At 35.1% G+C, this 26,841-nt stretch carries 16 protein-coding genes; 14 read left to right on the forward strand and 2 right to left on the reverse strand.

Annotation, left to right across the window (positions count from 1 at the left end):
• Positions 1-18 precede the first annotated feature (18 nt).
• Both OZP15_RS04850 and nagB read left to right on the forward strand, forming a co-directional pair.
• On the forward strand, positions 19-2,112 hold the full coding sequence (locus OZP15_RS04850; RefSeq protein ID WP_281337170.1) for an alpha-L-fucosidase: 2,094 nt from the start codon (positions 19-21) through the stop codon (positions 2,110-2,112).
• Between the two features lie 151 nt (positions 2,113-2,263).
• Entirely contained in the window at positions 2,264-4,177 is a 1,914-nt protein-coding gene (nagB, locus tag OZP15_RS04855) for a glucosamine-6-phosphate deaminase (RefSeq protein WP_269227379.1), read from the forward strand.
• Between the two features lie 336 nt (positions 4,178-4,513).
• Here nagB and OZP15_RS04860 read toward each other — a convergent pair whose 3' ends face one another.
• Both OZP15_RS04860 and OZP15_RS04865 read right to left on the reverse strand, forming a co-directional pair.
• Entirely contained in the window at positions 4,514-5,227 is a 714-nt protein-coding gene (locus tag OZP15_RS04860; protein WP_071185486.1) for a LytR/AlgR family response regulator transcription factor, read from the reverse strand.
• Between the two features lie 60 nt (positions 5,228-5,287).
• Positions 5,288-6,346, reverse strand: coding sequence for a sensor histidine kinase (locus OZP15_RS04865; protein ID WP_281337171.1), 1,059 nt, complete (start codon positions 6,344-6,346; stop codon positions 5,288-5,290).
• A 128-nt stretch (positions 6,347-6,474) separates the two neighbouring features.
• Here OZP15_RS04865 and OZP15_RS04870 point away from each other — a divergent pair, with 128 nt between their 5' ends.
• The 12 genes from OZP15_RS04870 to OZP15_RS04925 all read left to right on the forward strand — a co-directional run bounded on the left by OZP15_RS04870 (position 6,475) and on the right by OZP15_RS04925 (position 26,749).
• Complete coding sequence (locus tag OZP15_RS04870; RefSeq protein ID WP_281337172.1) at positions 6,475-8,721, forward strand: GH92 family glycosyl hydrolase; 2,247 nt, start codon at positions 6,475-6,477, stop codon at positions 8,719-8,721.
• 16 nt (positions 8,722-8,737) lie between these two features.
• The gene (locus OZP15_RS04875) at positions 8,738-10,615 is read left to right on the forward strand and encodes a sodium:solute symporter family protein (protein ID WP_281337173.1); all 1,878 of its coding nucleotides are present in this window, start codon (positions 8,738-8,740) and stop codon (positions 10,613-10,615) included.
• 66 nt (positions 10,616-10,681) lie between these two features.
• Positions 10,682-11,647: a glycoside hydrolase family 130 protein gene (locus OZP15_RS04880; protein ID WP_281337174.1), complete on the forward strand. Its 966-nt coding sequence runs from the start codon at positions 10,682-10,684 to the stop codon at positions 11,645-11,647.
• Between the two features lie 19 nt (positions 11,648-11,666).
• Positions 11,667-12,719 (forward strand): carbohydrate-binding family 9-like protein, encoded by a 1,053-nt coding sequence (locus tag OZP15_RS04885; RefSeq protein WP_349293292.1) that lies wholly within the window; start codon positions 11,667-11,669, stop codon positions 12,717-12,719.
• 36 nt (positions 12,720-12,755) lie between these two features.
• The gene (locus OZP15_RS04890; RefSeq protein ID WP_281337175.1) at positions 12,756-13,916 is read left to right on the forward strand and encodes a glycoside hydrolase family 18 protein; all 1,161 of its coding nucleotides are present in this window, start codon (positions 12,756-12,758) and stop codon (positions 13,914-13,916) included.
• A gap of 11 nt (positions 13,917-13,927) precedes the next feature.
• Entirely contained in the window at positions 13,928-15,031 is a 1,104-nt protein-coding gene (locus OZP15_RS04895) for a family 10 glycosylhydrolase (protein ID WP_269227383.1), read from the forward strand.
• A gap of 13 nt (positions 15,032-15,044) precedes the next feature.
• Positions 15,045-16,061 carry an isoaspartyl peptidase/L-asparaginase family protein gene (locus OZP15_RS04900; protein ID WP_281337176.1) on the forward strand — a complete coding sequence of 339 codons (1,017 nt, stop codon included), beginning with the start codon at positions 15,045-15,047 and terminating at the stop codon, positions 16,059-16,061.
• A gap of 52 nt (positions 16,062-16,113) precedes the next feature.
• Positions 16,114-18,420 carry a glycoside hydrolase family 20 protein gene (locus OZP15_RS04905; RefSeq protein ID WP_281337177.1) on the forward strand — a complete coding sequence of 769 codons (2,307 nt, stop codon included), beginning with the start codon at positions 16,114-16,116 and terminating at the stop codon, positions 18,418-18,420.
• Between the two features lie 22 nt (positions 18,421-18,442).
• Positions 18,443-20,308, forward strand: coding sequence for a glycoside hydrolase family 35 protein (locus OZP15_RS04910; protein ID WP_281337178.1), 1,866 nt, complete (start codon positions 18,443-18,445; stop codon positions 20,306-20,308).
• A gap of 30 nt (positions 20,309-20,338) precedes the next feature.
• Entirely contained in the window at positions 20,339-21,823 is a 1,485-nt protein-coding gene (locus OZP15_RS04915) for an alpha-L-fucosidase (RefSeq protein ID WP_281337179.1), read from the forward strand.
• Positions 21,824-21,832: 9 nt separating this feature from the next.
• Positions 21,833-24,076, forward strand: coding sequence for a GH92 family glycosyl hydrolase (locus OZP15_RS04920; RefSeq protein WP_281337180.1), 2,244 nt, complete (start codon positions 21,833-21,835; stop codon positions 24,074-24,076).
• 12 nt (positions 24,077-24,088) lie between these two features.
• Entirely contained in the window at positions 24,089-26,749 is a 2,661-nt protein-coding gene (locus tag OZP15_RS04925) for a glycoside hydrolase family 3 N-terminal domain-containing protein (protein ID WP_281337181.1), read from the forward strand.
• Positions 26,750-26,841 lie beyond the last annotated feature (92 nt).

Here is a 26,841-nt window from a genome sequence, read left to right on the forward strand (position 1 = left end):
AAAACAAAGTTCGTTCTCATGAAAAAACTATTTCTATTATTTAATTTTTTCTACATTATACATTCGCTTTATAGTCATGAATTTATAAAACCACCGATGCCTTTTGGACCAATTCCATCGCAAAAACAAATAGATTGGCAGGAAATGGAATCTTATGCTTTTATCCATTTTTCTCTAAACACTTTTACCAATAAAGAATGGGGTTATGGTGACGAATCGCCTGAATTATTCAATCCAACTGCTCTTGATGCACGACAATGGGCTAAAGTGGTTAAAGAAGCTGGAATGAAAGGAATTATACTAGTAGCGAAGCATCATGATGGTTTTTGTTTGTGGCCATCAGCTTATACAGAGCGTTCTGTAAAAAATTCGCCTTGGAAAAATGGCAAAGGCGATGTTATAAAAGAATTGGCAGTAGCCTGCAAAGAATACGATTTAAAATTAGGGCTCTATCTTTCGCCTTGGGATAGAAATCATCCCGATTACGGAAAACCAGCCTACATTACTTATTTCAGAAATCAGTTGAAAGAATTACTCACTAATTATGGTGATGTATTCGAAATGTGGTTTGACGGTGCTAATGGTGGCGACGGCTATTATGGCGGAGCCAATGAAATTCGAAAAATTAATACACTTCAATATTATGATTGGGATGAAACCTATAAATTAATTTATAAAATGGCTCCCAAAACACTGGTTTGGGGAATTGGTCCATCGGAAGCAAGGTGGATAGGAAATGAAGAAGGTTTTGCCAATGCAACCAACTGGAGCCTTTTGCGTCAAAAAGATGATTTGGCTGGAAAAGTACATTATTCCGAGTTTATGTCGGGACATGAAGATGGCGAAAAATGGGTTCCTGGAGAAGCCGATGTTTCTATCAGACCAGGTTGGTTTTACCACGAAGTAGAAGATGATAAAGTACGTTCATTGGACGAAATGGTTGATATTTATTATAAATCCATAGGTCGAAATGCGACTCTGCTGTTGAATTTGCCTCCAGACAAAAGAGGGTTAATTAACCAATACGATATTACGAGACTAAAAGAATTTACCGCAGTCATTCAATCCGATTTTAAAACAGAATTATTAGTAGCAACTAAAGTTACGGCAGTTAATATTCGAGGAAACGACGATACATTTTCGGCTAAAAACCTTATCGATGGCGACAAAAATTCCTATTGGGCAACAGATGATGGGATAAAAACAGCCGCTGTTGTATTTGAATTTAATACCCCAACTGCTGTTAATCGTCTTTTGCTTCAAGAATACATACAGTTAGGACAACGCATTAAAGCCTTTACAGTAGAAGCTAAAGTGGATGGAAAATGGAAAACAATTGCCACCGAAACGACTATTGGTTACAAAAGAATTTTACGATTTGATAGAGTAGTTGCTTCGGCATTGCGAGTAACTATTACAGATGCTAAAGCAAGTATTGTTTTGTCGAATATTCAAGCTTTTAACGCACCTACTTTTGTACACATTCCCGAAATTAATAGAGATAAAAATGGCGAAGTAACAATGCAATCTGAAGCAGGAAATCGTATTTATTACACTCTTGACGGTGCTGTTCCAACTGCGAAAAGTACTTTGTATAAAGCTCCTTTTCGATACAATAAAGCAGTTCAAATAAAAGCAATTGCAGTGAATATATCAGAAAATAGAAGCAGTGCAGTACAAACGGCTCAATACGGAATGTCTAAAGAAAAATGGAAAATCGAGACTGCTTCTAGTGGCGATAGGGATTCAGCAATACGAATTATAGACGGAAATTCTACTACGGGCTGGAGTTTTGGAGATGATAAACACCAATTGCCTCAAGAAGTTTCTATAGATATGGGCAAATTGATTGTAATAAAAGGATTCAGTTATGTGCCGCAGCAAGTGGGAAATAATCTGGATTTGATTTCTAATTATGAATTTTACACCAGTATTGATAATATCCAATGGACAAAGCAATCGGAAGGAGAATTTTCGAATATTAAAAACAATCCAATAGAGCAAATTAAACTTTTTTCGAAAGTTAAAGCGAGGTACATAAAATTTGTAGCAAAAGCAAAAATCGGAAAAGGAAACAGCCTTACGATAGGCGAAATAAACGTGATAGAATAACCTTGATTGTAATTATGAATTGTTTAAAATCAACTTTAAGTTTAGAATTATGTCTTTTGGCGAAGACCAATAGTTATTAGTCGAATTTTTAATTCTAGCCAATAATAAAGTTTTAATTTTATCCTATAGTAATAAACCAATAATTGTTAAAATGATTAAAGAAGGTATAAGTTATAAAGAGGCTGGAAAATTTGAAGAAACCCGTTTTGAGAAAATTCATAACGTAATTTTTGATTCGTCTAAAGAAGCTTCAGTATTAGTAGCACATGAAATAGCCAATTTAATTCAACTAAAAGAAGAATTGGGAGAGCCTTGTATTCTGGGATTAGCAACAGGATCTTCGCCTATAAAAGTGTATGAAGAACTGGTTAGATTGCACAAAGAAGAAGGTTTGAGTTTTGCAAATGTGGTAACCTTTAATCTGGATGAATATTATCCAATGGATAAAAACAATATTCAAAGTTACCATCATTTTATGCACGAACATCTTTTTGATCATGTAAATATTCTTCCAGAAAACATCAATATTCCCGACGGTAATATAAGCAGTGAAGAACTACAACAATACTGCATAGATTATGAAATGAAGATTAAATCCTACGGCGGATTGGATTTTCAATTACTAGGAATTGGTAGAACAGGACACATCGGGTTTAACGAACCAGGTTCACATATTAATTCAGGAACCAGAAGTATTACATTAGATCATTTGACTCGTGTTGATGCTGCTTCCTCATTTTTAGGAATTGATAATGTACCCAGAAGAGCCATCACAATGGGAATTGGTACGGTTCGAAATGCAAAAAGAATCGTTCTTTTAGCTTGGGGAATTAGCAAAGCAGATATTCTAAAAAATACTATCGAAGGCGAAGTTTCTTCACAAGTGCCAGCAACCTATTTGCAAGAACATAGTAACACGACTTTTGTTTTAGACAGCGAAGCATCATCAGAATTGACCCGAGTAAAAACACCTTGGTTGGTAAAATCATGTGTTTGGACTGAAGAATTAAAATTAAAGGCAGTAGTTTGGTTAAGCGAATTGACGACAAAACCAATTTTGAAGTTGACCGACAAAGATTATAACGATAACGGAATGTCTGGCTTAATCGCCGAAGAAGGAACAGCTTATAACTTGAATATTAAAATGTTCAATCTCCTACAGCATACCATCACAGGTTGGCCAGGCGGAAAACCCGATGCTGATGATACCTACAGACCTGAACGTTCTAATCCTTCAAAAAAGAGAGTAATTATTTTTAGTCCGCACCCTGATGATGATGTGATTTCGATGGGAGGAACTTTTGATCGATTAGTAGAACAAGGTCACGAAGTACATATTGCGTATCAAACCTCGGGAAATATAGCTGTTTCTAATGAAGAAGCATTGAAATTTGCCGAAGTTTCTTCGGTTTTAAATTCAGAATCAAAGGAGTCCAACAGCATTATTAATTTCTTGAAAAACAAAGGGAAAAACGATATTGACTCGGTTGAAGTTCAAAAATTAAAAGGATTAATTAGAAGAAGTGAATCTCTAGGAGCTACCCGATATTTAGGTGTTCCAGATACTAATGTTCATTTTTTAGACCTTCCTTTTTATGAAACAGGAACCGTAAAAAAAGGCAATCTTACAGCAGTTGATATAAAAATTATGTGCAATCTTATTGAAGATATCAAGCCACATCAAATTTATGCAGCAGGAGATTTAGCCGATCCACACGGAACCCACAAGGTATGTTTAGACAGTTTGTTTGAAGCTTTAAAACAATTAAAACACAATAGTTATATGGATGATTGTTGGGTTTGGTTGTATCGAGGAGCTTGGCACGAATGGGAATCTTACCAGATAGAAATGGCTGTTCCTATGAGTCCAGACCAAGTGCTTAAAAAACGCCATGCTATTTTTTATCACCAATCTCAAAAAGATGGCGTTATGTTTCAGGGCGATGATAGTAGAGAATTTTGGGTTCGTGCCGAAGATAGAAATAGAGAAACCGCAAAAAAATACAATGATTTAGGATTAGCTGAATATGCTGCAATAGAAGCATTCAAGCGTTATCATTTTTAATCATTATTAAAGATAGTTTAGTTAGTTTAAGTTGGTTATGGTTATGTTAGCTTGAAAAATGCAACCCTTGCGGTTGCATTTTTTGTTTATTCTCTTTTTGAAATTCGTTGAATTGAGCGAACGGAATTTATATTTAATAAAATTATAAAAATCGGTATTAAACAGAGGATTCGCTTTTAAAACTAGTAGAAACGAATTTCACGAATTAAAGATTGCTAAAATTGAATTGTCAAGAATTTAAGCGTTTTTATGATTTTGTGAAATTTTTAAAGTTTACTATTCGTGCAAATTTGTGGAATTCGTGTAAAAATTTTTTAAAAGCGAATGCCGTGGGTATTATATCGCCGAATTTAATATTCTTTGTTTTACCTCGTCAATATAAGATCTTCCTATAACGTATCGTAAACCTTCAATTTCGATGCTATTTCCCTCTACGGCATCAATTTTATCAATAGCCACAGTATAAGAGCGGTGTATTCGAATAAAATCTCTTTCGGGTAATAAACTAGTAAAATCGGATAAGGTACTGTGGATGATGTATTTGCCTGAAGTAGTGTTTATTTTTAGATAATCCTTTAGGCTTTCGATTACTAAAATTTCGTCCAAAAAAATCTTTTTCATTTTCTTTTTGTCAATTTTCACAAAAATAAATGGATGATCTTTACTGTTTTCTTGAGGGGTTTTATGTGTAGTATCAAGTCTTTTGTTGATTTTATTCACGGCTTTCATCAACCTTGGAAATTCTATAGGTTTGACTAAATAATCCAGAACATCTAATTCATAGGTTTCTATTGCAAATTCGTCATAGGCACTTGTGATGATAAGTAGCGGTGGATTTTCCAGACTTTTAATAAAATTAATTCCATCTAAAACGGGCATGTTAATATCGAGAAAAATAACATCAACACTGTTGTTTTTTAAAAAATTTAAACCTTCAATGGAATTACTGAATGAATTGATTAATTCTAAATCTTCAATTTGTTCGATGTAGTTTTTTATTACATTAATTGCTAATGGCTCATCATCTATTATTAGACATTTGATTTTCATTTTTTATATAATTTTTTAAGAGTCAAAACAATTGTAAAAAGGAGGGAGAAAATAAGTTTATCAGGAAACTTTAATTTTAAGCTTTATTACAAAAATATTGTTTTTATTTTTAATTGACAGCTTATAATCGTTTTTGTTATACCCTAATTCGAGTCTTTTTTTCACATTTTCAATTCCTATACCACTTGACTTGTTAAAGTTATCTACATGCTTTGTAATTGTAGGCATTGGGTTTGAAACCGAAAAATAAAGAAAATCTTCTTTAATCTTAAAATTGATGTCTATTTTAACATGTCCTACATTTTTATTGACACCGTGCTTGAAAGAATTTTCGATAAATGTGAGTAATAACATTGGCGAAATTTCCTTATCCTGAATATCGCCAGAAATATACATATTGACTTCCAGTCTTTCATCATGACGGATTCGTTCTAAATCCAGATAGTTTTGGATACAAAGAATTTCGTTTTCCAATGTTTGCTTCTTACTCTGCGTTTCATAAAGCATGTAGCGCATTAGCTCCGACAATTTCAGAATAATTTTAGGCGTTTTATTCGATTTTTCAACTGATAACGAATAAATATTATTCAGTGTATTAAAGAAAAAGTGAGGAGAAATTTGAGACTTTAAAAACAATAATTCGGTTTCAAGATTTGATTTTTCCAAATCAGTTACACGTTTATGTTCTTTGATAAAGTCTAAAGTAATTTTAATAGCCGTTACAAAAGTAATCACATAAAGTTCGCCTATCATCATATCGATGGTGTAATTGAGCGATAATTTATCTACATGTTCCGGACCTTCAGGCCATACATTGCGGCTTATTAATAAATAGGTAAGATTAAATTTTATTAACACCATACTAAACAAGGCAATTAATAAAACTATAACATAAGTAAGATATCTTTTTTTATAGACTAAATTAGGCATGAGCACTAAAATATTCAAATAACATAATGTCATGTGAATGGGAAAACCTAATAAATTAGATTTTAACGAATACAAATAGTCATTAAAATAACTTCCCCATCTAAAAGTATTAAATACGAAGTAAATTAACCAAAAGATAATATGGTAGTGCAATGGAATTTTGTGAAACTTGTTTGAGTTGAAAATCATTGTTGGGATTTTTAGGTTTCTTGTACCTTTTTGTGGTGTTTAGCTTTGTTTTTTTGTTATCCGTCTAAAATTATTTCGACAGCGCTCAAATTTATATAAATTTAATGTTAAAATTAAGAATATCGCTTATGAAGAATATCGCTTTAGTTGTTTTTACTGCAATCTTACTCGCTAATTGTAAATCAAACAGTGATAAAATTAACAGTAACAATGAAGATTTAATACATTTTGTTGACCCATTTATTGGAACAGGAGGACACGGACATACTTATCCAGGTGCCACAGTTCCTTTTGGAATGCTTCAGCCTAGTCCGGACAATGGTATTTCTAGTTGGGACTGGTGTTCGGGTTACCATTATTCAGATTCTATTGTTGCTGGTTTTAGCCAATTGCATTTAAGCGGAACGGGAATTGGCGATTTGGCTGATATTTTATTTATGCCTATCAATAAACAAGTAGATTTAACTTTAAAAGTAACTTCTCGTGATTCACTTCCTTATAAATCTGGATACAATCATGACAACGAAAAAGCAAGTCCGGGATATTATCAGGTATTTCTAAACGATCCTAAAATTAATTTAGAATTAACTTCGTCTGAACGTACCGCTTTTCATAAATATACTTTCACTAAAAACGACAAACAATCTGTAATTATTGATTTGGGTTTTGCCATTAATTGGGACAAGGCTACTGAATCTGGAATTACAATTGAAAATGAAACTACTATAAGCGGCTATCGTTTTAGCACAGGATGGGCAAAAAATCAGAAGGTGTATTTTGTAGCCGAGTTTTCAAAACCTATTTCAAAACAGGATTTGACTGCCGATGGAAAATTAATAAAATCGAATGCCGTAAAAGGAGAACGAACTGCCGCACAGTTATTTTTTGACGAAAAAAACACTACTGAATTAGGCGTAAAAATAGCCTTGTCATCTGTGAGTGTGGCTAATGCCAAAGACAATTTAGACCAGAGTAATTTTAATTTCGAAAAAGTAAAATCAGCAGCAGCAACAGCTTGGAATACGGCTTTATCGACTATAAAAGTAGAAACTCCTGTAGATTCATTGAAAACTATTTTTTACACCGCTATGTATCATGCCCAATTAGCACCTGTAACGTATAGCGATAAAAATGGTCAGTTTAGAAAAGAAAATGATCAGATTGTAACCGATAAAAATAATACGACCTATTCTACTTTGTCGCTTTGGGATACTTTTAGAGCCGAAAATCCTTTATTGACTTTATTGGCTCCTGATAGAGTTTCGGGTATGGTGAATTCAATGTTGGTATATTATGAAACCAAAAAAATATTACCCGTTTGGACTTTATATGCTAATGAAACCAATACCATGACTGGTTATCATTCGATTCCTGTAATTTTAAACGCTTACAAAAACGGAATTAAAGGTTTTGATGCCGAAAAAGCATATCAGGCAATGAAAACCACGATGATGCAAGACGAACGTGGTTTGAATTTCTACAAACAATACGGTTTTATTCCGTATAATTTATTAGACGAATCGGTTACTATAACTTTAGAATATGCTTATGATGACTGGTGTGTAGCGCAAATGGCAAAAGCATTAGGCAAAGAAGCCGATTATCAGTTTTTTCTAAATCGTTCTAAAGCCTATCAGCATTTATTTGATTCGAAAACAGGATTCATGCGCGGAAAATCAGCAGACGGAAAATCATGGAACGAACCTTTTGATCCCAAACATTCGAATCATAGAGAACACACCGATTATACCGAAGGAAATGCCTGGCAACACAGCTGGTTTGTGCCCCATAATGTAGATGAATTTATTTCGCTTCATGGAAGTAAAGAAGTTTTTGCAAAACGTTTAGAACAGTTGTTTACCGAAAGTTCAGAAATTACAGGAAATAATGTTTCGGCAGATATTTCAGGATTAATTGGGCAATATGCACACGGAAACGAGCCAAGTCATCATATTGCTTATATGTTCAATCATGCTGATCAGCCTTGGAGAACGCAATATTGGGCACGTCATATTTTAGATACCCAATACAATACAACACCAAATGGTTTAAGTGGAAATGAGGATTGCGGACAAATGTCAGCCTGGTATATTTTTAGTTCTTTGGGATTGTATCCTATGAATCCTGCTTCTGGCGAATACGAAATAGGAAGTCCTATTTTCGAAAAAACAACCATTCAACTTCAGGGAGGAAAAACTTTTGTGATTGAGGCAGAAAATGTTTCCAACAAGAATTTTTACATTCAGTCAGCAACCCTTAATGGCGTTCCTTTTAATAAAACAGCAATCTCACACCAACAACTTTTGCAAGGCGGAACGCTTCATTTTGTTATGGGATCGGAACCAAATAAAAACTGGGGATTAAAAAATAACTAACTAATAAATAAGATTAATGGACATTATCGACGTATCAATCATAGTAGCATATATTCTACTCTCGGTAGGAATAGGAATTTGGATTTCAAGAAAAGCATCAAAAGGTTTGGATGACTATTTCCTTGGTGGAAAAACAATCAAATGGTATTTTTTAGGCTTGAGCAATGGCTCGGGAATGTTTGATGTTTCGGGAACTTCTTGGATGATTGGAGTATTGTTTTTGTACGGAGTAAAAAGTTTTATGTTCATGTGGCTTTGGCCAATATGGAATCAGATTTTTGTCATGATGTTCCTTGCTGTCTGGATTAGAAGGTCAAAAGTAATGACCGGTTCGGAATGGATTTTAACCCGTTTTGGAAGTGACCGGGCCGGTAAAGCATCACATATTATTGTTGCCATTTTTGCCATTATTTCTACTATTGGATTTATCGCTTACTTTTTTGAAGGAATTGGAAAATTCGTAACTATTATTCTCCCTTGGGATTTAACGCTTTTTTCCGGCGATTTAATTTTGCTGACATCTGAGCGTTCTTATGCTTTAATCATTATTCTTTTAACCACAATTTATACCGTAAAAGGCGGAATGTTTTCGGTAGTAGCCACCGAAGTTGTTCAATATTTAATCATGATTGTTGCTGGAGTTTTAATTGCGGGTTATGCCTTTATCAATTATACTGATATTCAGATCAATTCGGTTATTACCGAAGAATGGAAAAATGTTTTCTTTGGCTGGCAATTTGAAACCCAGTGGAGTGATAAATTCCAAACCTTCAATAATTTAATAGATTCAGAAGGATATAAAATGTTTGGTGCTTTTATTGGAATGACTTTATTCAAAGGATTTTTTGCCAGTATTGCTGGACCAACACCGAGTTACGATTTACAACGAATCCTTTCGACAAAATCAGTAAAAGAAGCAGCTTATATGAGCGGTTTTACCAACCTGATTTTATTTATTCCAAGGTATTTATTAATCACCGGAATCGTAGTCATTGCGTTAGTAAATCTAGCACCCGAATTGAATGCCAATACTGGATTAACCGGAGCCGATTTAGAATTATTAATGCCTAAAGTAGTTAATTTATATATTCCTGTTGGAATCAAAGGAATTCTGTTAGCAGGTTTATTAGCGGCTTTTATGTCTGGATTCTCCGCATTCGTAAATGCAGGGCCGGCTTATATTGTAAATGATATTTATAAAAAATATTTTAAACCCGTTGCTACAAATGAGCATTACATTAAGGTAAGTCAGATTTCTTCTTTCCTTGTAGTGGGTTTAGGCGTTTTTATGGGATTCTTTGCTGATTCTATTAATTCGCTAACACTTTGGATTACGAGTGCTTTATATGGAGGTTATGTAGCGGCCAATTTCCTGAAATGGATTTGGTGGCGTTTTAACGGCTGGGGCTATTTCTGGGGAATGTTCGCTGGATTGGTCGTAGCTTCTTTGCAATTTGCTTTAGGTCAGGCCAAAGGGAGTTTGTCTGAAGGTTCATTTTTATACGATTTAGCACAAGTACAAGCCATTTATTTATTTCCAATAATATTCGGTTTCTCTATTTTGGGTTGTCTTTTAGGAACTTTTTTAAGCAAACCAACAGACATGGAAGTGTTAAGATCTTTTTACAAAAATGTAAGACCTTGGGGTTGGTGGAATCCCGTGTATAAAACTTTAAAAATAGAAGATCAGTCTTTCGAAAAAAACAATGATTTCTGGAAAGATATGCTCAATTGCGTGATCGGAATTGTGTGGCAGTCCAGTATGATTTTGCTTCCGATATTTTTCATCATCAGAGATTATCCAAAAGCAACAGCAGCCTTAATTGTGTTTTTAGTAACGACTACAATATTAAAATTTACCTGGCTGGATAAAGTTCGAAGAATAGAAGATTAGTCTATAATAGATTGAAAAATTTAAAGATTGAAAGATTAAAAAAATAAACGATTAAACAAAAAAATAATGAGTACAATTCCTTGGCAAGATAGACCCGAAAACAGTAACGATGTAATGTGGAGATATTCTGAAAATCCAATTATTGACAGATACGCAATACCATCATCAAATAGTATTTTTAATAGTGCAGTTGTTCCTTTTAAAGACGGATTTGCAGGTGTTTTTAGATGTGATAACAAAGCGGTTCAAATGAATATTTTTGCTGGTTTTAGTAAAGATGGAATCAATTGGGAGATCAATCACGAACCCATTGTAATGCAATCTGGAAATACTGAAATGATTGAATCAGCTTATAAATATGATCCTCGTGTAGTTTTTATCGAAGATCGTTATTGGATAACCTGGTGTAATGGCTACAACGGACCAACAATTGGTATTGGATACACTTTCGATTTCGTAGAATTTTTTCAATGCGAAAATGCTTTTTTACCTTTCAATAGAAATGGTGTTTTGTTTCCACAAAAAATAAACGGAAAATATGCCATGTTAAGCCGTCCAAGTGATAACGGACATACACCTTTTGGAGATATTTGGATTAGTTACAGTCCGGATATGAAATACTGGGGCGAACATCGTTTGGTTATGAAACCAAGTCCTTTTGAACAAAGTGCCTGGCAGTGTACCAAAGTAGGAGCAGGCCCAATTCCAATTCTTACCGATGAAGGCTGGCTGATGATTTATCACGGTGTAATTAACACTTGTAATGGTTTTCGTTACGCCATGGGGTCAGCACTTTTAGATGTTGATTCACCAGACCAGGTTAAATACAGAACACAGCCGTATTTATTAGGACCAGCAGAAATTTATGAAATGGTAGGAGATGTTCCAAATGTAGTTTTTCCGTGTGCCGCTTTGCATGATGCAAAAGAAGATAAATTAGCCGTATATTACGGTGCAGCAGATACAGCGGTAGCAATTGCTTTTGGAAAATTAAGTGAAGTGATCCAATTTACAAAAGAGAACAGTTTATAGAAAAAGTATGCTTGTAAAAATGAAATATTTAGCCCTTGTATTCGGATTAATTTCTGTAATTGGTTTTGCCCAATCCAAAAAAGGAATGGTGCCAAAAACCTATGTGGCTTATAAAACAGCAGATAAAATTGTTATAGATGGAGACGATTCGGATGCTTCCTGGTCTAAAGTAGATTGGTCTGATGCTTTTATCGATATCGAAGGCGTACAAAAACCAAAGTACAATACACAAGTAAAAATGCTTTGGGATGAGACCAATTATTACATTTTGGCTAAAATGCAGGAACCACATGTTTGGGCAAACTTAAAACAGCGCGATACTATTATTTTTTACAATAACGATTTTGAAGTTTTTATCGATCCAGATGGCGATACTTTTAATTATTACGAATTAGAAATCAACGCCTTAAATACCGCCTGGGATTTATTTTTATCAAAACCTTACAGAGAAAATGATCTTGTGGTTTTAAACGATTGGAATATTACAGGGTTGCAATCGGCGGTTAAGATAAGCGGCACTTTAAATAATCCAAACGATACCGATGAAGGCTGGATGCTGGAAATTGCGATTCCGTGGGCTGCGTATCAAAAATCGTACGGAGAGGACAATGTACCGAGAGATAATTTTTGGAGAGTGAATTTCTCGAGAGTCAATTGGCAACATGATATTATCAATGGCAAATACGAAAGAAAGAAAGACACTTCAGGAAAATTTTTGCCTGAATACAATTGGGTTTGGTCTCCGCAAGGGGTAATCAACATGCACGAACCTGAAAAATGGGGTTATGTTTATTTTTCTTCGAAAGAAGGAAAAGATAAATTTACCATTCCACAAGATGAAAAAGTAAAATGGGAATTGTACACACTGTATCGTGCACAAAAAAGATATTATCAAAAAAACAATACTTGGGCTAAATCATTAGAATTACTGAATAAATCCTCGATTGTTGTTGATGGAAAAATAATAAAACCCGTTTTAGAAAATTACAAAGCAGGATATACTATTTCCATAAAGAGTCCTTTTTCCAATAAAATAGTGACTATTAAAGAAGACGGTCGGTTTTTAAAGTAATACAATTAGACAAATTATTAATACCAATTTATACCAATGATTCAATTGAAACAGCACAATACAGCAACCAAATCCGTTTTTTTAATCCTAATGGCTAGCTTATTTCTGGCTTGTGCTTCATTGGGAAAAAAAGAAAATCAATCGAAAGACGATTTTAAAATAATTGGATATGTTGCTGGTTACGAAAAATTTGATCCAGCAAAAGTAGATGCCACTAAATTGACACACATTAATTATGCATTTGCCAATATTGTTGATGGGAATGTACAATTTGAGTTGGCTACCGATAAAGCAAAAATCGAAAGCGTAATAGGGCTGAAAAAGCAAAATTCTGATTTAAAAGTTTTGTACTCTATTGGTGGCTGGGTTTGGTCAGACCAATTTTCGAATATTGCGGCTTATGCTGAATCCAGAGAAAAATTTGCTAAAAGTGCTGTGAAATTAATGATATCATACGGTTTTGACGGCATTGATATCGACTGGGAATTTCCAGGACAACGTGCAGAGGATAATGTTTTTAGACCTTCGGATAAAGAAAATTTTACTTTGTTGTTGGCTGAATTACGCAATCAATTAGAAATTCAAACTAAAGCAGATAATATCCATTATTTACTAACCATCGCCGCAGGAGCTGATCAGGAATATCTCAATCACACCGATTTAAAAAAGGCGCATCAGTATCTTGATTTTATAAACCTAATGTGTTACGATTTTTATAACGGTTGGTTTTTTCAAACCGGACATCATGCTAATTTATATCCATCCAAAGAAGAAAAATTTGGAGGAAACAGTAGTAGTCAATCGGTGGATTTATTTTTAAAAGCAGGAGTTCCCGCAAACAAACTTATTTTAGGAATTCCTTTTTATGGCAGAAAATGGGAGAAAGTTGTGCCAACAAATAATGGTTTATACCAATCTGCTCAAACAGGAAGCGCTATTGTAGCATCCTGGGAAATTGCAGCCGATATGAAATCAGGAAAATTTCAGGAATTATATGATGATTCGGCAAAAGCTTCCTATTTATGGAATGCGCAGGACAAGATTTTTATTTCTTATGAAACGCCAAGAGAAATTGCCTTAAAATCAGCATTTATCAAACAAAAAAAACTAGGCGGTGCTATGTTTTGGGAATACAGTTTAGACAACAAGCAAGAGTTATTGAACAAGCTGTATGAAACTATGACCGCCAAAAAATAAATTTCAGAGCTATGAAATATATCACACTACTCATAATTGGATATTTTTTAGTGTCCTTTAATATTCGGGATTTCGAAAAGAATAGCATTCAAAAGGGGGAAACTAAAACCGAATTCAAATTTGGAGTATGGATTACCGCCGATGCTAAAAGAACGAACGAATCTTATACCGAAGAATTTAAAAAATATAAAAACGCAGGAATTGATGAAGTGTTGATTAATACCAGCACAAGTCCCGAACTTTTAAAAAGATTAGTTCCAATAGCTGCCAAAGAAGGTTTAAAAGTACACGCCTGGATTATGACTATGAATCGTCCGGGAGATACTGTGGCTTTACAACATCCAGATTGGTATATGGTTAGCCGAAGTGGAAAATCTTGTTTTGACGATCGTCCTTATGTAGATTATTACCAATGGTTGTCACCAAGTCATCCCGAAGCTCGCCAGCACATTTATGATTTACTGGAAGGTTTAGCAAAAGTAAAAGGCATCGAAAGTGTGCATTTAGACTACATCCGTTATCCCGATGTGTTTTTACCAGTTGGATTATTACCGAAATACAATTTGGTACAAAACACCGAGTTACCCGATTACGATTTTGATTATTCAGATGCCAGCGTAAATGCTTTTATGAAGGAATTTGGCAGAGATCCAAGAAAACTGGAACATCCTGAAATAGATATGGAATGGAAACAATTTCGTTTGAATCAAATTAAGAATGTGGTGGATCATGCCTATGAAATTGCACACAAACACGGAAAAAAATTAACAGCAGCGGTATTTCCTTTTCCAGAAATGGCCGATCACATGGTGCGTCAACGTTGGGACAAATGGATTATTGATGAAGTGTATCCGATGATTTATCATAACTTTTATAATGAAGGAATGAATTGGATAGGTTTTGCTACCCAACAAGGAGTTACTGATTTAAAAGGAAAACAAACCAAATTAAACACAGGAATTTATGTTCCAGGAGTAGAAAGTGAAGATGAATTGAGAAAAACGATTTTGTTAGCGAAAGAAAACGGTGCAGCAGGAGTTACGTTTTTTGATGGTCCAGCCATTTCTGATGCCTATTTAAAAGTGATTGCAGCAACCAAAGCAAGTTTGAAATAAAAGAATCAAAGCCATGTCAAACAGAAGAGATTTTATCAAAAAAACTACATTAGGAACATTCGCTGTAAGCTCATTGTTTGGATTACAGGGAGTGGCTCAAAATACCGAAGAAGTAAAAAAAGAGCCTGTTAAAAAAGTAAAAAAACCGGTGGTGATCTCTACCTGGAATCATGGTTTGCCTGCTAATGCAGAAACCTGGAAACAATTAAAAGCAGGAAAACCAGCTCTGGATGCAATAGAAGCCGGAATGAAAATTCCTGAAGCCGATCCCAATGTTCGTAGTGTGGGTTACGGAGGATATCCTGATCGCGAAGGAAAGGTAACATTAGACGCCTGCATTATGGATCACAACAGCAATTGCGGATCTGTTTCTTTTTTGCAAGGAATTATGCATCCTATTTCGGTAGCGAAAAGAGTTTTAGAGAATACGCCACACGTTATGTTATCCGGGCAAGGCGCATTACAGTTTGCACTTTCAGAAGGATTTAAAGAAGAAAATTTACTGACCCCAGAATCCGAGAAAGACTGGAAAAAATGGTTAGAAGAATCCAAATACAAACCTGTTATCAATATCGAAAATCACGATACCATTAGTATGCTGATGATTGATGAAAATGGAAATCTTTCAGGAGGCTGTACTACAAGTGGAGCAGCCTGGAAAATGCATGGTCGTGTTGGAGATTCTCCCATTATTGGCGCAGGACTTTTTCTGGATAATGAAGTGGGTGCAGCTGCGGCAACAGGATTAGGAGAAGCCGTAATCAGAACAGCTGGAAGTGCGATGGTAGTGGAATTAATGCGTCAGGGAAAATCACCATTCGAAGCTTGTAAAGAAATCACTGAACGTATTTACAACAAACATAAAAACCATAAAGACATGGAATATTTACAAGTGGGATTTATTGCTTTGAATAAAAATGGGGAACATGCAGGATATAGTTTACGCTCTGGTTTCAACTATGCCATTTGCGATGACGAAAAAGGAAACAGAATGGAAGATGCAAAATTTAAAATGTCCTGGGATAAATAAAGAATGCATTCAGTATCAATTTAAAATAACACCTTCTTTAAAATAATAATTTATGAGAATAATTAAAACAACCCTATTAGCGCTTTTCATTCTTGTTTCAAGTGCTGTTTTTGCGCAAAAAGACATTACAATAATTCCAAAACCCGCTAATATTGAGGTTAAAGAAGGCGTTTTTCAGTTTTCAAAGGATACTAAAATTATTGCAAGCAATGCTGCTCAAAAAGAGATTGCAACTGCTTTGATGAGCAAATTTAAAGCCGCAACGGGATGGCAACCTGAATTTTCGAATAAAAAGCCAAAGAGCAATTACATCGAATTCAAAATAGATAAAAACCTGAATCGGGAGGCGTACCTATTAGAAGTAACTTCTAAAAGTATTGTAATTACTGCCAAAGAAAATGCGGGTTTGATTTACGGACTGGAAACTATTAGACAATTATTACCCACAGCTATCGAAAGTAAAAATCAAGTGGCTAATGTCAATTGGGTTATTCCGAATGTTAGTATTAAAGATGAACCTCGTTTTCAATGGAGAGGTTTGATGCTGGATTTATCGCGTCATTTTTTTGATAAAAATTATGTAATTCAAACAATTGACCGATTGGCAATGCTAAAAATGAATGTATTGCATTTGCATTTAGTTGACGATCAGGGCTGGCGAATTGAAATTAAAAAATACCCAAAACTAACAGAAATTGGTGCCTGGAGAGTCAATCAGGAGAATGTGATTTGGAATGCCCGTTTAACAGTTGATCCAAATGAAAAAGGAACTTATGGCGGATTTTTAACCCAAGAAGAATTAAAAGAAATTGTAAAATACGCCGCAGCTAAAAACATCCAAGTTATTCCAGAAATCGAAATGCCAGCACACGTGAGCAGTGCTATTGCGGCTTATCCCGAATTGGCTTGTTTCAATCAAAAAATAGGTGTGCCATCCGGTGGAGTTTGGCCTATTACGGATATTTATTGTGCAGGAAAAGAGAATACTTTTGAATTTTTAGAAGATGTAATTGACGAGGTGATTGCAATTTTTCCTTCAAAATACATTCACATTGGTGGAGATGAAGCAACTAAAACCAATTGGGAAACCTGCCCGCATTGTCAAAAAAGAATGCAGGAGGAAGGTTTGAAAAATGTACATGAATTACAGAGTTATTTTGTAAAACGAATGGAGAAATACATCAATTCGAAAGGTAAAAAAGTAATTGGATGGGACGAAATTTTAGAAGGCGGATTAGCTCCTGATGCCACAGTAATGAGCTGGAGAGGAACTGAAGGCGGAATTGAAGCTTCTAAACAACGTCACGATGTAATTATGACACCAGAATCACATTGTTATTTTAACATCTATCAAGGGCCGCAAAATGAAGAACCTTTGGCTTTTGGAGGATTTATTCCACTGACTAAAGTATATCATTTTGATCCTGTAGTGGACGAAATGACACCAGAACAAGCCAAGCATATTTTAGGTGCTCAGGCTAATTTATGGGCTGAATATATTGAGAGTACACAAGAATCAGAATACATGATTTTTCCAAGATTAGGAGCTATGGCAGAGGTTTTATGGAGTCCCAAAGAAGCCCGAAACTGGAATGATTTTACCACCAGATTACCTTCTTTATTAGCACGTTTTGATTATTTGGGAATCAATTATTCTAAAAGCGCTTATTTGGTATCTGCTGCTTCAAAGGCTCATTTGGATAAAAAACAGGTAAAAGTAGCTTTGAAAAATGAATTTCCAAATGCAGATATTCGCTATGTTTTAGACAATAAAAATTTAGACAATCAAGCCATAAAATACACCGATTCTATTACAATTCAAGGAACAACTATTTTAAAAGCTTCTTTGTTTAAAGAAGATAAACCAGTAGGTAAAGTTTTTACGGATAGCATTCAATTTCATAAAGCGGTAGGTAATAAATTGACTTTTAAAAATCCGTATCATGAAAACTACAAAGCGGATGGTCCACTGGGTTTAGTTAATATTATTAGAGGAAGCAAAAATTTTCATGACGGACAATGGCAAGCCTGGCTGGTGGATGATATGGAAGTAGTTATTGATTTAGAGAAAAACCAATCCATTCATCAGGTAACTTTAGGGGCTTTAGAAAATCAAGGTTCGGGGATTTATTTTCCAACCGAAATAAAAGCTTTTGTTTCTACCGATGGAAAAACGTATAAAGAAGTTGGGAAAATAATTCGTCCGTTTGCTATTAATTCGAATTCAGAATTGAAAGATTTTAAAATTAGTTTCGAAAAAACCAATGCGAGATTTGTAAAAGTAATTGCGACTAATTTAAAGAAAAGTCCAAAAGGAGAAAGTTCTTTTCTGTTTTTTGACGAAATTTTAGTTGATTAATAAGAATATAATCTGGAAGAAAATGAATAAGATATTATTTAAGCTCGGAGTATTATTGATTTGCCTGATGCCGTTTTTTAATACGGCACAAACAAAAGGATTTTCTATATCTAATGGAGAATTTCATCAAGATGGGAAAATTATAAAAATCCATTCAGGAGAAATGCACTATGAGCGTATTCCTAAAGAATATTGGAGACATCGATTGCAAATGCTTAAAGCTATGGGAATGAATACTGTGGCAACTTATGTGTTTTGGAATTATCACGAAATTGAGCCAGGTGTATGGGATTTTAAAACCGGTAATAAAGATTTGGCTGAGTTTTTACGTATTGCTAAAAGTGAAGGATTATATGTGATTCTTAGGCCAGGTCCGTATGCATGTGGGGAATGGGAATTTGGAGGATATCCTTGGTGGTTGCAAAATAATCCAGATTTAGTAATTCGTACCAATAACAAAGCATTTTTAGAAGCGTGTAAAACGTATCTGCAAAATTTGTATGCAGTGGTAAAAGGAAATTTTGCAAACCAGGGAGGGCCAATTATTATGGTTCAGGCTGAAAATGAATTTGGTTCGTATGTTTCTCAAAGAACCGATATCAGTGCTGAGGATCATAAAGCTTACAAAACAGCCATTTACAATATGCTTAAAGAAACTGGTTTTCCAGAGCCTTTTTTTACTTCTGACGGTACCTGGCTGTTTGAAGGCGGTGCTGTTGAAGGCGTGTTACCGACTGCAAATGGAGAATCAAATATAGAGAATTTAAAGAAGCAGGTTGATAAATTCCATAAAGGACAAGGGCCTTACATGGTGGCAGAGTTTTATTCCGGTTGGTTGGATCATTGGGCAGAACCATTTGTTAAAATTGGATCTGAGGAAATTGCAAGTCAAACCAAAAAATACCTTGATGCAGGGGTTTCTTTTAATTATTATATGGCACATGGCGGTACTAATTTTGGATTTACCTCTGGGGCAAATTATAATGAAGAAAGTGATATTCAGCCTGATATTACAAGCTATGATTATGATGCGCCTATCAGCGAAGCAGGTTGGGCAACACCAAAATTCATGGCTATTCGTGAAGTCATGCAAAAGTACTCCAAAACAAAATTACCGGCGATTCCAGAGAAAATACCGGTTACAAAATATCCTAATCAGGGTATCAAATCCAGTATGGATGTTTTAAGTTGGATAAAAAAAGAAAAAGCAGTTGTAAATGACCAACCCTTAACATTTGAAAAGTTAGGTCAGGGAAATGGATATGTTTTGTATCGAAAAAGATTTACGCAACCAATTTCTTCTGGCAAATTAAAAATTGAGGGATTGAGAGACTTTGCTACTGTTTATGTAAATGGAGTTAAGGTGGGGGAATTGAATAGAGTTTTCAAAAATTACGAGTTGACCCTTTCTATTCCTTTTAACGGTATTTTAGAAATTCTGGTTGAAAACATGGGACGTATTAATTACGGAGCCGAAATAGTACATAATACTAAAGGTATTATTGCTCCAGTATTCATTAATGAATATGAAATTAGTGGTGGATGGGAAATGTATAAAATGCCGATGAATGAAGTGCCGGCTATTAAAAATGAAACGATAAAATCGGGACGCCCAGTTTTATATGAATCTATTGTAAACATAGAGAAGCCAGCCGACACTTTTCTTGATATGACTAATTGGGGAAAGGGAATTGTATTTGTTAACGGCCACAATCTTGGTCGCTACTGGAAAGTAGGACCGCAGCAAACGCTGTATGTACCAGGCTGCTGGTTGAAAGCGGGCGAGAATAAGTTTGTTGTATTGGAACAGCTTAATGAAAATTCCCAGACAGAATTAATTTTTACAGATCAACCGATACTTGAAAAGTTAAATAGAGATACAAACTAATAACAGATTGAATAATTAAAAACAGAAAGAATGAAAAAAAGTATAGCAATCATAGCCCTATTATTTTCGGTACAAATGTTTTCACAAGCCATTTATGAAGACGAAAGATATGTGCCAGAAACAGATCCATTAGTACTAAAGAATTTGGACGAATGGCAGGGCAAAAAGTTTGGTTTACTGATGCACTGGGGAACTTACAGTGAATGGGGAATTGTAGAATCTTGGTCTATCTGCCCTGAAGATTATGGATGGTGCGAACGCAAAAAAGGAAGCAATCCAGCCAATTATAATCAATATGTAAAAGATTATGAAGGATTGAAAAAAAACTTCAATCCTACTAAATTTAATCCTGAAAAATGGGCAAAAGCAGCTAAAAATGCCGGGATGAAATACATGGTTTTTACCACAAAACACCATGATGGATTTAATATGTTCGATACCAAATATTCGGATTATAAAGTAACCGATGCTGGTTGCGCTTTTAGTACGAATCCAAAAGCAAATATTGCAAAAGAAGTTTTTAATGCTTTTAGAAAAGAAAATATTTCTACTGGAGCTTATTTTTCTAAACCTGACTGGCACAACGAAAATTATTGGGATCCTTATTTTCCTCCTTTCGACAGAAATGTAAATTATGATCCAGCGGCATATCCGGATAAATGGAAAAAATATGTTGATTTTACACATAACCAAATTTTAGAATTATTGACCGATTACGGTAAAATTGATATTTTATGGCTAGATGGTGGCTGGGTTGCTAAAACCAGCAAAGAGGATGTTAAGAAAGGATTTGCTGAAAAATTTGCTGAAAACGAATCAGGAAACGGATTTATCAAACACAGAGTAGTGGATCAAGACATTAAAATGGATGAATTGGTAGTTAAAGCACGTCAAAAACAACCCGGATTAATTGTAGTTGACAGAGCAGTTCACGGAAAAAACCAAAACTACTTAACTCCTGAAAACCGTGTTCCAGAAAAAACTTTGCCTTATCCTTGGGAATCTTGTATCACTTCAGGCGGAGGATGGTCTTACACTCCCGATGCTAAATATTTAACAGGAAGACAAGGGATTCACATGTTGATTGATGTGGTTGCCAAAGGTGGAAATTTGTTGCTAAACGTAGCTCCGGGACCTGATGGCGAATGGCAGCAAGGTGCTTATGATTTATTGACAGCTTACGGTGATTGGATGAAAGTAAACAACACCGCCATTTACAACACTAAACCTATTGCTCCATACAAAGAAAATAATATTTGTATGACTCAAAATAAGGCAGGAAATGTGTTCTTGTTTTATTTGGCTAAAGAAGGAGAAAACACCATTCCATCAGAAGTGATTGTGAATTCGATTAGTCCAAAAAAAGGAACAAAAATCACCATGTTAGGTTCTAAAACGTCCTTAAAATGGACTAAATTAGACAAAGGATTTAAAGTGATCATTCCGGAAAGTTTGAGAAATAATTTACCATCAAAAGAAGCCTGGACTTTAAAAATTGAAGCGATTAACAGATAAAATTAAATTATGGTTTTATATAAAAGGATAACATTACAAACAGTATGTTTTTTTTACATACTGTTTTTTAGCGCAGCTATTTTAGCACAGCAGCCAGCCGATTTTGTCAATCCGTTTATTGGAACTTCCAATTTTGGAGCTACTTTCCCTGGACCAATTGCGCCAAGAGGAATGGCTAGTATTAGTCCGTTTAATGTTTCCGGACCTCAAAACCGACCTTTGGAAAAAGACAGTCAGTGGCTGTCCAATCCCTATGTGAACGAGAACAAATTTCTAACAGGTTTCAGTCAGGTAAACTTAAGCGGAGTCGGTTGTCCGGAATTAGGCGTTATTTTGCTGATGCCCACTACGGGAACTGTTGAAACCAATCATTTAAAATACGGTTCTACTTATTCTAACGAAATTGCCAAAACGGCCTATTACAGTGTAAATATTGATAAATACAAAGTGAAAGCAGAATTTACAGCTTCGAAAAGAGTAGGTGTCAGCCAATTTACTTTCCCTAAAGGACAATCCAATATTTTACTGAATCTTGGTGTAGGTTTAACCAATGAAGAAGGAGCAATGGTAAAAATAGTTTCTTCCACAGAAATTGAAGGAATGCGAAGCGTGGGTTCGTTTTGTTACAACAGTCCAGAAGATGCTTATCCCGTTTATTTTGTAGCCAAATTTTCGAAACCAGCAGACCAATTTGGTGTTTGGAAAAAACCAGCCCAATACAATGGAGCTGAAGCCCAATGGATGGGGTATAATGGCAAAACCCGAATGATGGAAAATACTATTAAAACGGTAGTTGGAGATAGTATTGGAACGTATTTTACCTATCAATTCGACAAGGAAGAAACCGTGAATGTTAAAATAGGAATTTCCTATGTAAGTATCGAAAATGCCCGTGAAAATCTCGAAAAAGAAACTGGAAATAAATCCTTTGATGCAGTTTACAAAGAAACATATGACGAATGGAATACCGAACTTTCTAAAATTCTAGTTGAAGGCGGTTCAAAAGACGATAAAACTATTTTTTACACCGCATTGTATCACACTTTAATTCATCCCAATACTTTAAATGATTACAACGGAGAATATCCTGAAATAAAAAGAAGCAAAATTGGCAAAACGGATGGCACTCGTTACACCGTATTTTCACTTTGGGATACCTATAGAAATTTACACCAACTGATGTCTTTGGCTTATCCAAAACAACAATCGGATATGGTGAAAAGTATGCTCGAAATGTACGATGAAAATGGCTGGTTGCCTAAATGGGAATTGAATTCTACCGAAACTTTTACGATGGTAGGCGACCCTGCCAGTATTGTAATTGCAGATACTTATCTAAAAGGAATTCGTGATTTTGATGTTCAAAAAGCCTATAAAGCAATGCTGAAAGGCGCTGATCAAATGGAGAATAATCCACTTCGTCCAGGATTGAAAGATTATATCGAAAAAGGATATTTGACTACTAATGATCGTGGGCCCGTTTCTACCACACAAGAATACAATGCGTCGGATTATTCCATTTCACTTTTGGCGAAAGCCCTGGGAAAAACTGCCGATGCCAATCGATTTAAAAAGCGTTCGTTGTCGTACAAAAAGTTATTCGATAAAAATTTAAAATTATTGCGACCAAGACTAGCTGACGGAAAATGGTATGAACCATTTGATCCTGTTTCGGGAGCTAATTTTGAGGAGAATGTAGGTTTTATCGAAGGGAATGCCTGGCAATATGCATTTATGGTTCCGCACGATATTAAAGGTTTGATCCAATTGATGGGCGGAAATAAAGGCTTCTCCAGCCAATTGCAAAAAGTATTTGATAGCAAGCAATTTGATATGGCGAACGAACCTGATATTGCTTATCCGTATTTGTTTAATTATTTGAAAGGAGAAGAATTTAAAAGTCAGGATTTGGTTAAAAAATTAGTTCGCGAATATTTCCAAAACAAGCCAAAAGGATTACCTGGAAATGATGATACAGGAACTATGTCAGCCTGGTTAGTTTATTCGATGATGGGAATTTATCCTATTGCTCCTGGAGAACCTGTTTACACGATTACAACGCCTATGTTTGATAAAATTACCATCAAGTTAGATTCTAATTATTATAAAAAAGAAAGCATTGTAATTGAACGAGAAGTCAACAATGACGGCAAAATCAAGCAAATTCAATTAGACGGAAAAGCAGTAAATAGTTATTTTATTTCGCATGATGATTTTGTGAATGGAACAACCTTAAAAGTGATTCAAAATTAAAAAAACAACTTTATGTTAGTAATAAAAGTAAAAAAGATAAGCCTTGTTTTAGTAGCGTTTGTAGGTTTTAGTAGCCTTGGTTTCGCTCAAAATAAATATCCTTATCAGGATTCCAAATTAGAAGTTGAAGCGCGGGTAAAAGACTTGTTAAGCCGAATGAGTCTGGAAGAAAAGGTGCGTCAAATGGATATGTACAAAGGCGAATTTTTTAAAGAAAAAGAAGATTTCTCTAAAACGAAATCCAATGCTAAAATTGGAAAATTAGGAATCGGAGCCATTCATGATATTTATCCGCGTTCGGCAAAAATGATTAATGATCTTCAAAAAGAAGTGATTAAAAACAACCGTTGGGGAATTCCAGCATTGATTATGTGTGAGATGCTTCACGGTTATTTAGATGACGGAAGTACAGCTTTTCCCATGAACATTGGTTTGGGAGCTACTTGGGACACTAATTTAATGGATAAAGTAGGGAAAGTAATTGCTACCGAAGCCAGAGCGCATGGCGTTCATTTTGGTCTTGGACCCAATTTAGATTTAGGTCGCGAACCAAGGTGGGGAAGAGTGGCAGAAACTTTTGGTGAAGATGCTTACTTGAACAGCGAAATTGGTTTGGCAATGATTAAAGGAATGCAAGGCGATGATTTAAAATCAGATCGTTCGATTATTGCAGAACCGAAACATTTTGCTGTTCACGGAATTCCACAAGCGGGAGGAAATTCTTCTCCAATTTTAGTGGGTGAACGTTCGGCTCGTGAAGATCATTTGCCTTCTTTTCAAAAAGCATTTACAAAAGGTGGCGCTTTAGGAACCATGTGTGCTTATTCTGAATTAGATGGGATTCCTTGTGCTGCTAATCATTGGTTGTTGACTGATGTTTTACGAAAAGAATGGGGTTTTAAAGGAATTGTAGTTTCTGATTTGGGAGCTATTAAATACCTTCAAACCACACATTATGTTACTAATTCTCCAAAAGAAAGTATCCGTGAAGCAGTTGCTGCAGGAGTGGATATGCAATTTTATGATTTTACGAATGAGTTTTGGCAACAAAGTCTGATCGAATTGGTAAATGAAAAGAAACTGACCATGGAACAAATTGATCGTGCGGCTGGTGGGGTTTTACGATTGAAGTTTATGTTAGGTTTATTCGAAAATCCATATACAGAAAAAAATCTAATTAAAGAGCGTTTTCATACCAAAGAAAATCAGGACATCGCTCTTGAAGCAGGACATAAATCGATGGTTTTATTGAAAAATGAAAATAATCTTTTACCACTGAAGAAAGACATTCAAACTATTGCTGTTATCGGCCCTAATGCCGATGCATCAAGACTGGGAGGATATGCGGTTAAAAATAAAGTAGGAACTACAGTTCTTGAGGGAATCAAACAAGTGGTGGGTAAAGATACGAATGTACTTTATGAAGAAGGTGTTCCTTTGATTGTAAAAGGACAAATTATTCCATCTAAATATTTATTTACTCCTGATGGATCTCAAAACGGATTAAAAGGAGAATATTTCAATAATAGAAATGTGGAAGGAACTCCTGCATTAACACGTATTGACAATCAATTAGAATTCGATTGGCCCTGGAATCCGGGTGTAGGGGTGAATGATGATGATTTTTCGATTCGTTGGACCGGTTATATTCAATCCGAAAAATCCTTTGACGGTTGGTTAGGCTTAAGTTCTGATGACGGAATCAGAATGTGGATTGACGATCAATTGGTCATTGACAACTGGACAAAAGGAGCAACGAGTATTGTAACTACTCCAAAAAACATTGAAGCAGGAAAAAAATACAAAGTCCGCATTGAAATGTGGGAAGGTGGCTGGGGAGCCAGAGTACACTTGCGATGGAATCTTGAAAAGATAAACCTGCAACCAGCGATTGATATTGCTAAAAAAGCCGATGTTGCTGTAGTGGTTTTAGGAGAATCGAATGAATTAGTGGAAGAAAACAGAGATGTGGCGAGTTTAGATTTACACGGAATGCAACAGGAATTAATTGAAGCGATTCAAAAGACAGGAACACCAGTAGTTTGTGTGTTGCTAAACGGTCGTCCGCTTTCTATAAACTGGATTAACGAAAATATTCCAGCTATTGTGGAAGGTTGGTTTCCGGGAGAAGCTGGAGGAAAAGCAGTAGCTGATGTTTTGTTTGGAAATTATAATCCAGGCGGAAGATTGCCGATTACTTTTCCAAAATCGGTTGGGCAATTGCCTATTTATTACAACCAAAAACCATCGGCCATACATCGTTATGTTTCTGAAAGTGAAAATCCGTTATATACTTTTGGATACGGTTTGAGTTATACCACATTCGAATATTCGAATTTAACTTTAAGTACTTCTGAAATTAAAGCTGACGGAAGCTTGAAAGTAAGCATTGATGTTAAAAATACCGGAAATTATGACGGAGATGAAGTGGTGCAATTGTACATTAATGATGTGTATAGTTCCGTAACAACTCCTGAAAAAACACTAAAAGGTTTTAAAAGAGTACATATCAAAAAAGGAGCGACTGAAACGGTAGAATTTACTTTAACTCCTGACGAATTGGCTATTTGGAACCGGGAAATGAAAAACGTAGTAGAACCTGGCGATTTTGAAGTGATGGTAGGAGGAAATTCAGTAAATTTATTGAAGTCAAAGTTTAAGGTTATGGAGTAAATGGTATTGTTATAAGACAATAAAAAACACTCGTTTAAACTAAAATTATCAAAAAACATTAATCTTTAAAAAAGGTTAATGTTTTTTGTTTA

Origin of the sequence: Flavobacterium eburneipallidum (genome assembly GCF_027111355.2) — a bacterium.
GTDB lineage: Bacteria > Bacteroidota > Bacteroidia > Flavobacteriales > Flavobacteriaceae > Flavobacterium > Flavobacterium eburneipallidum.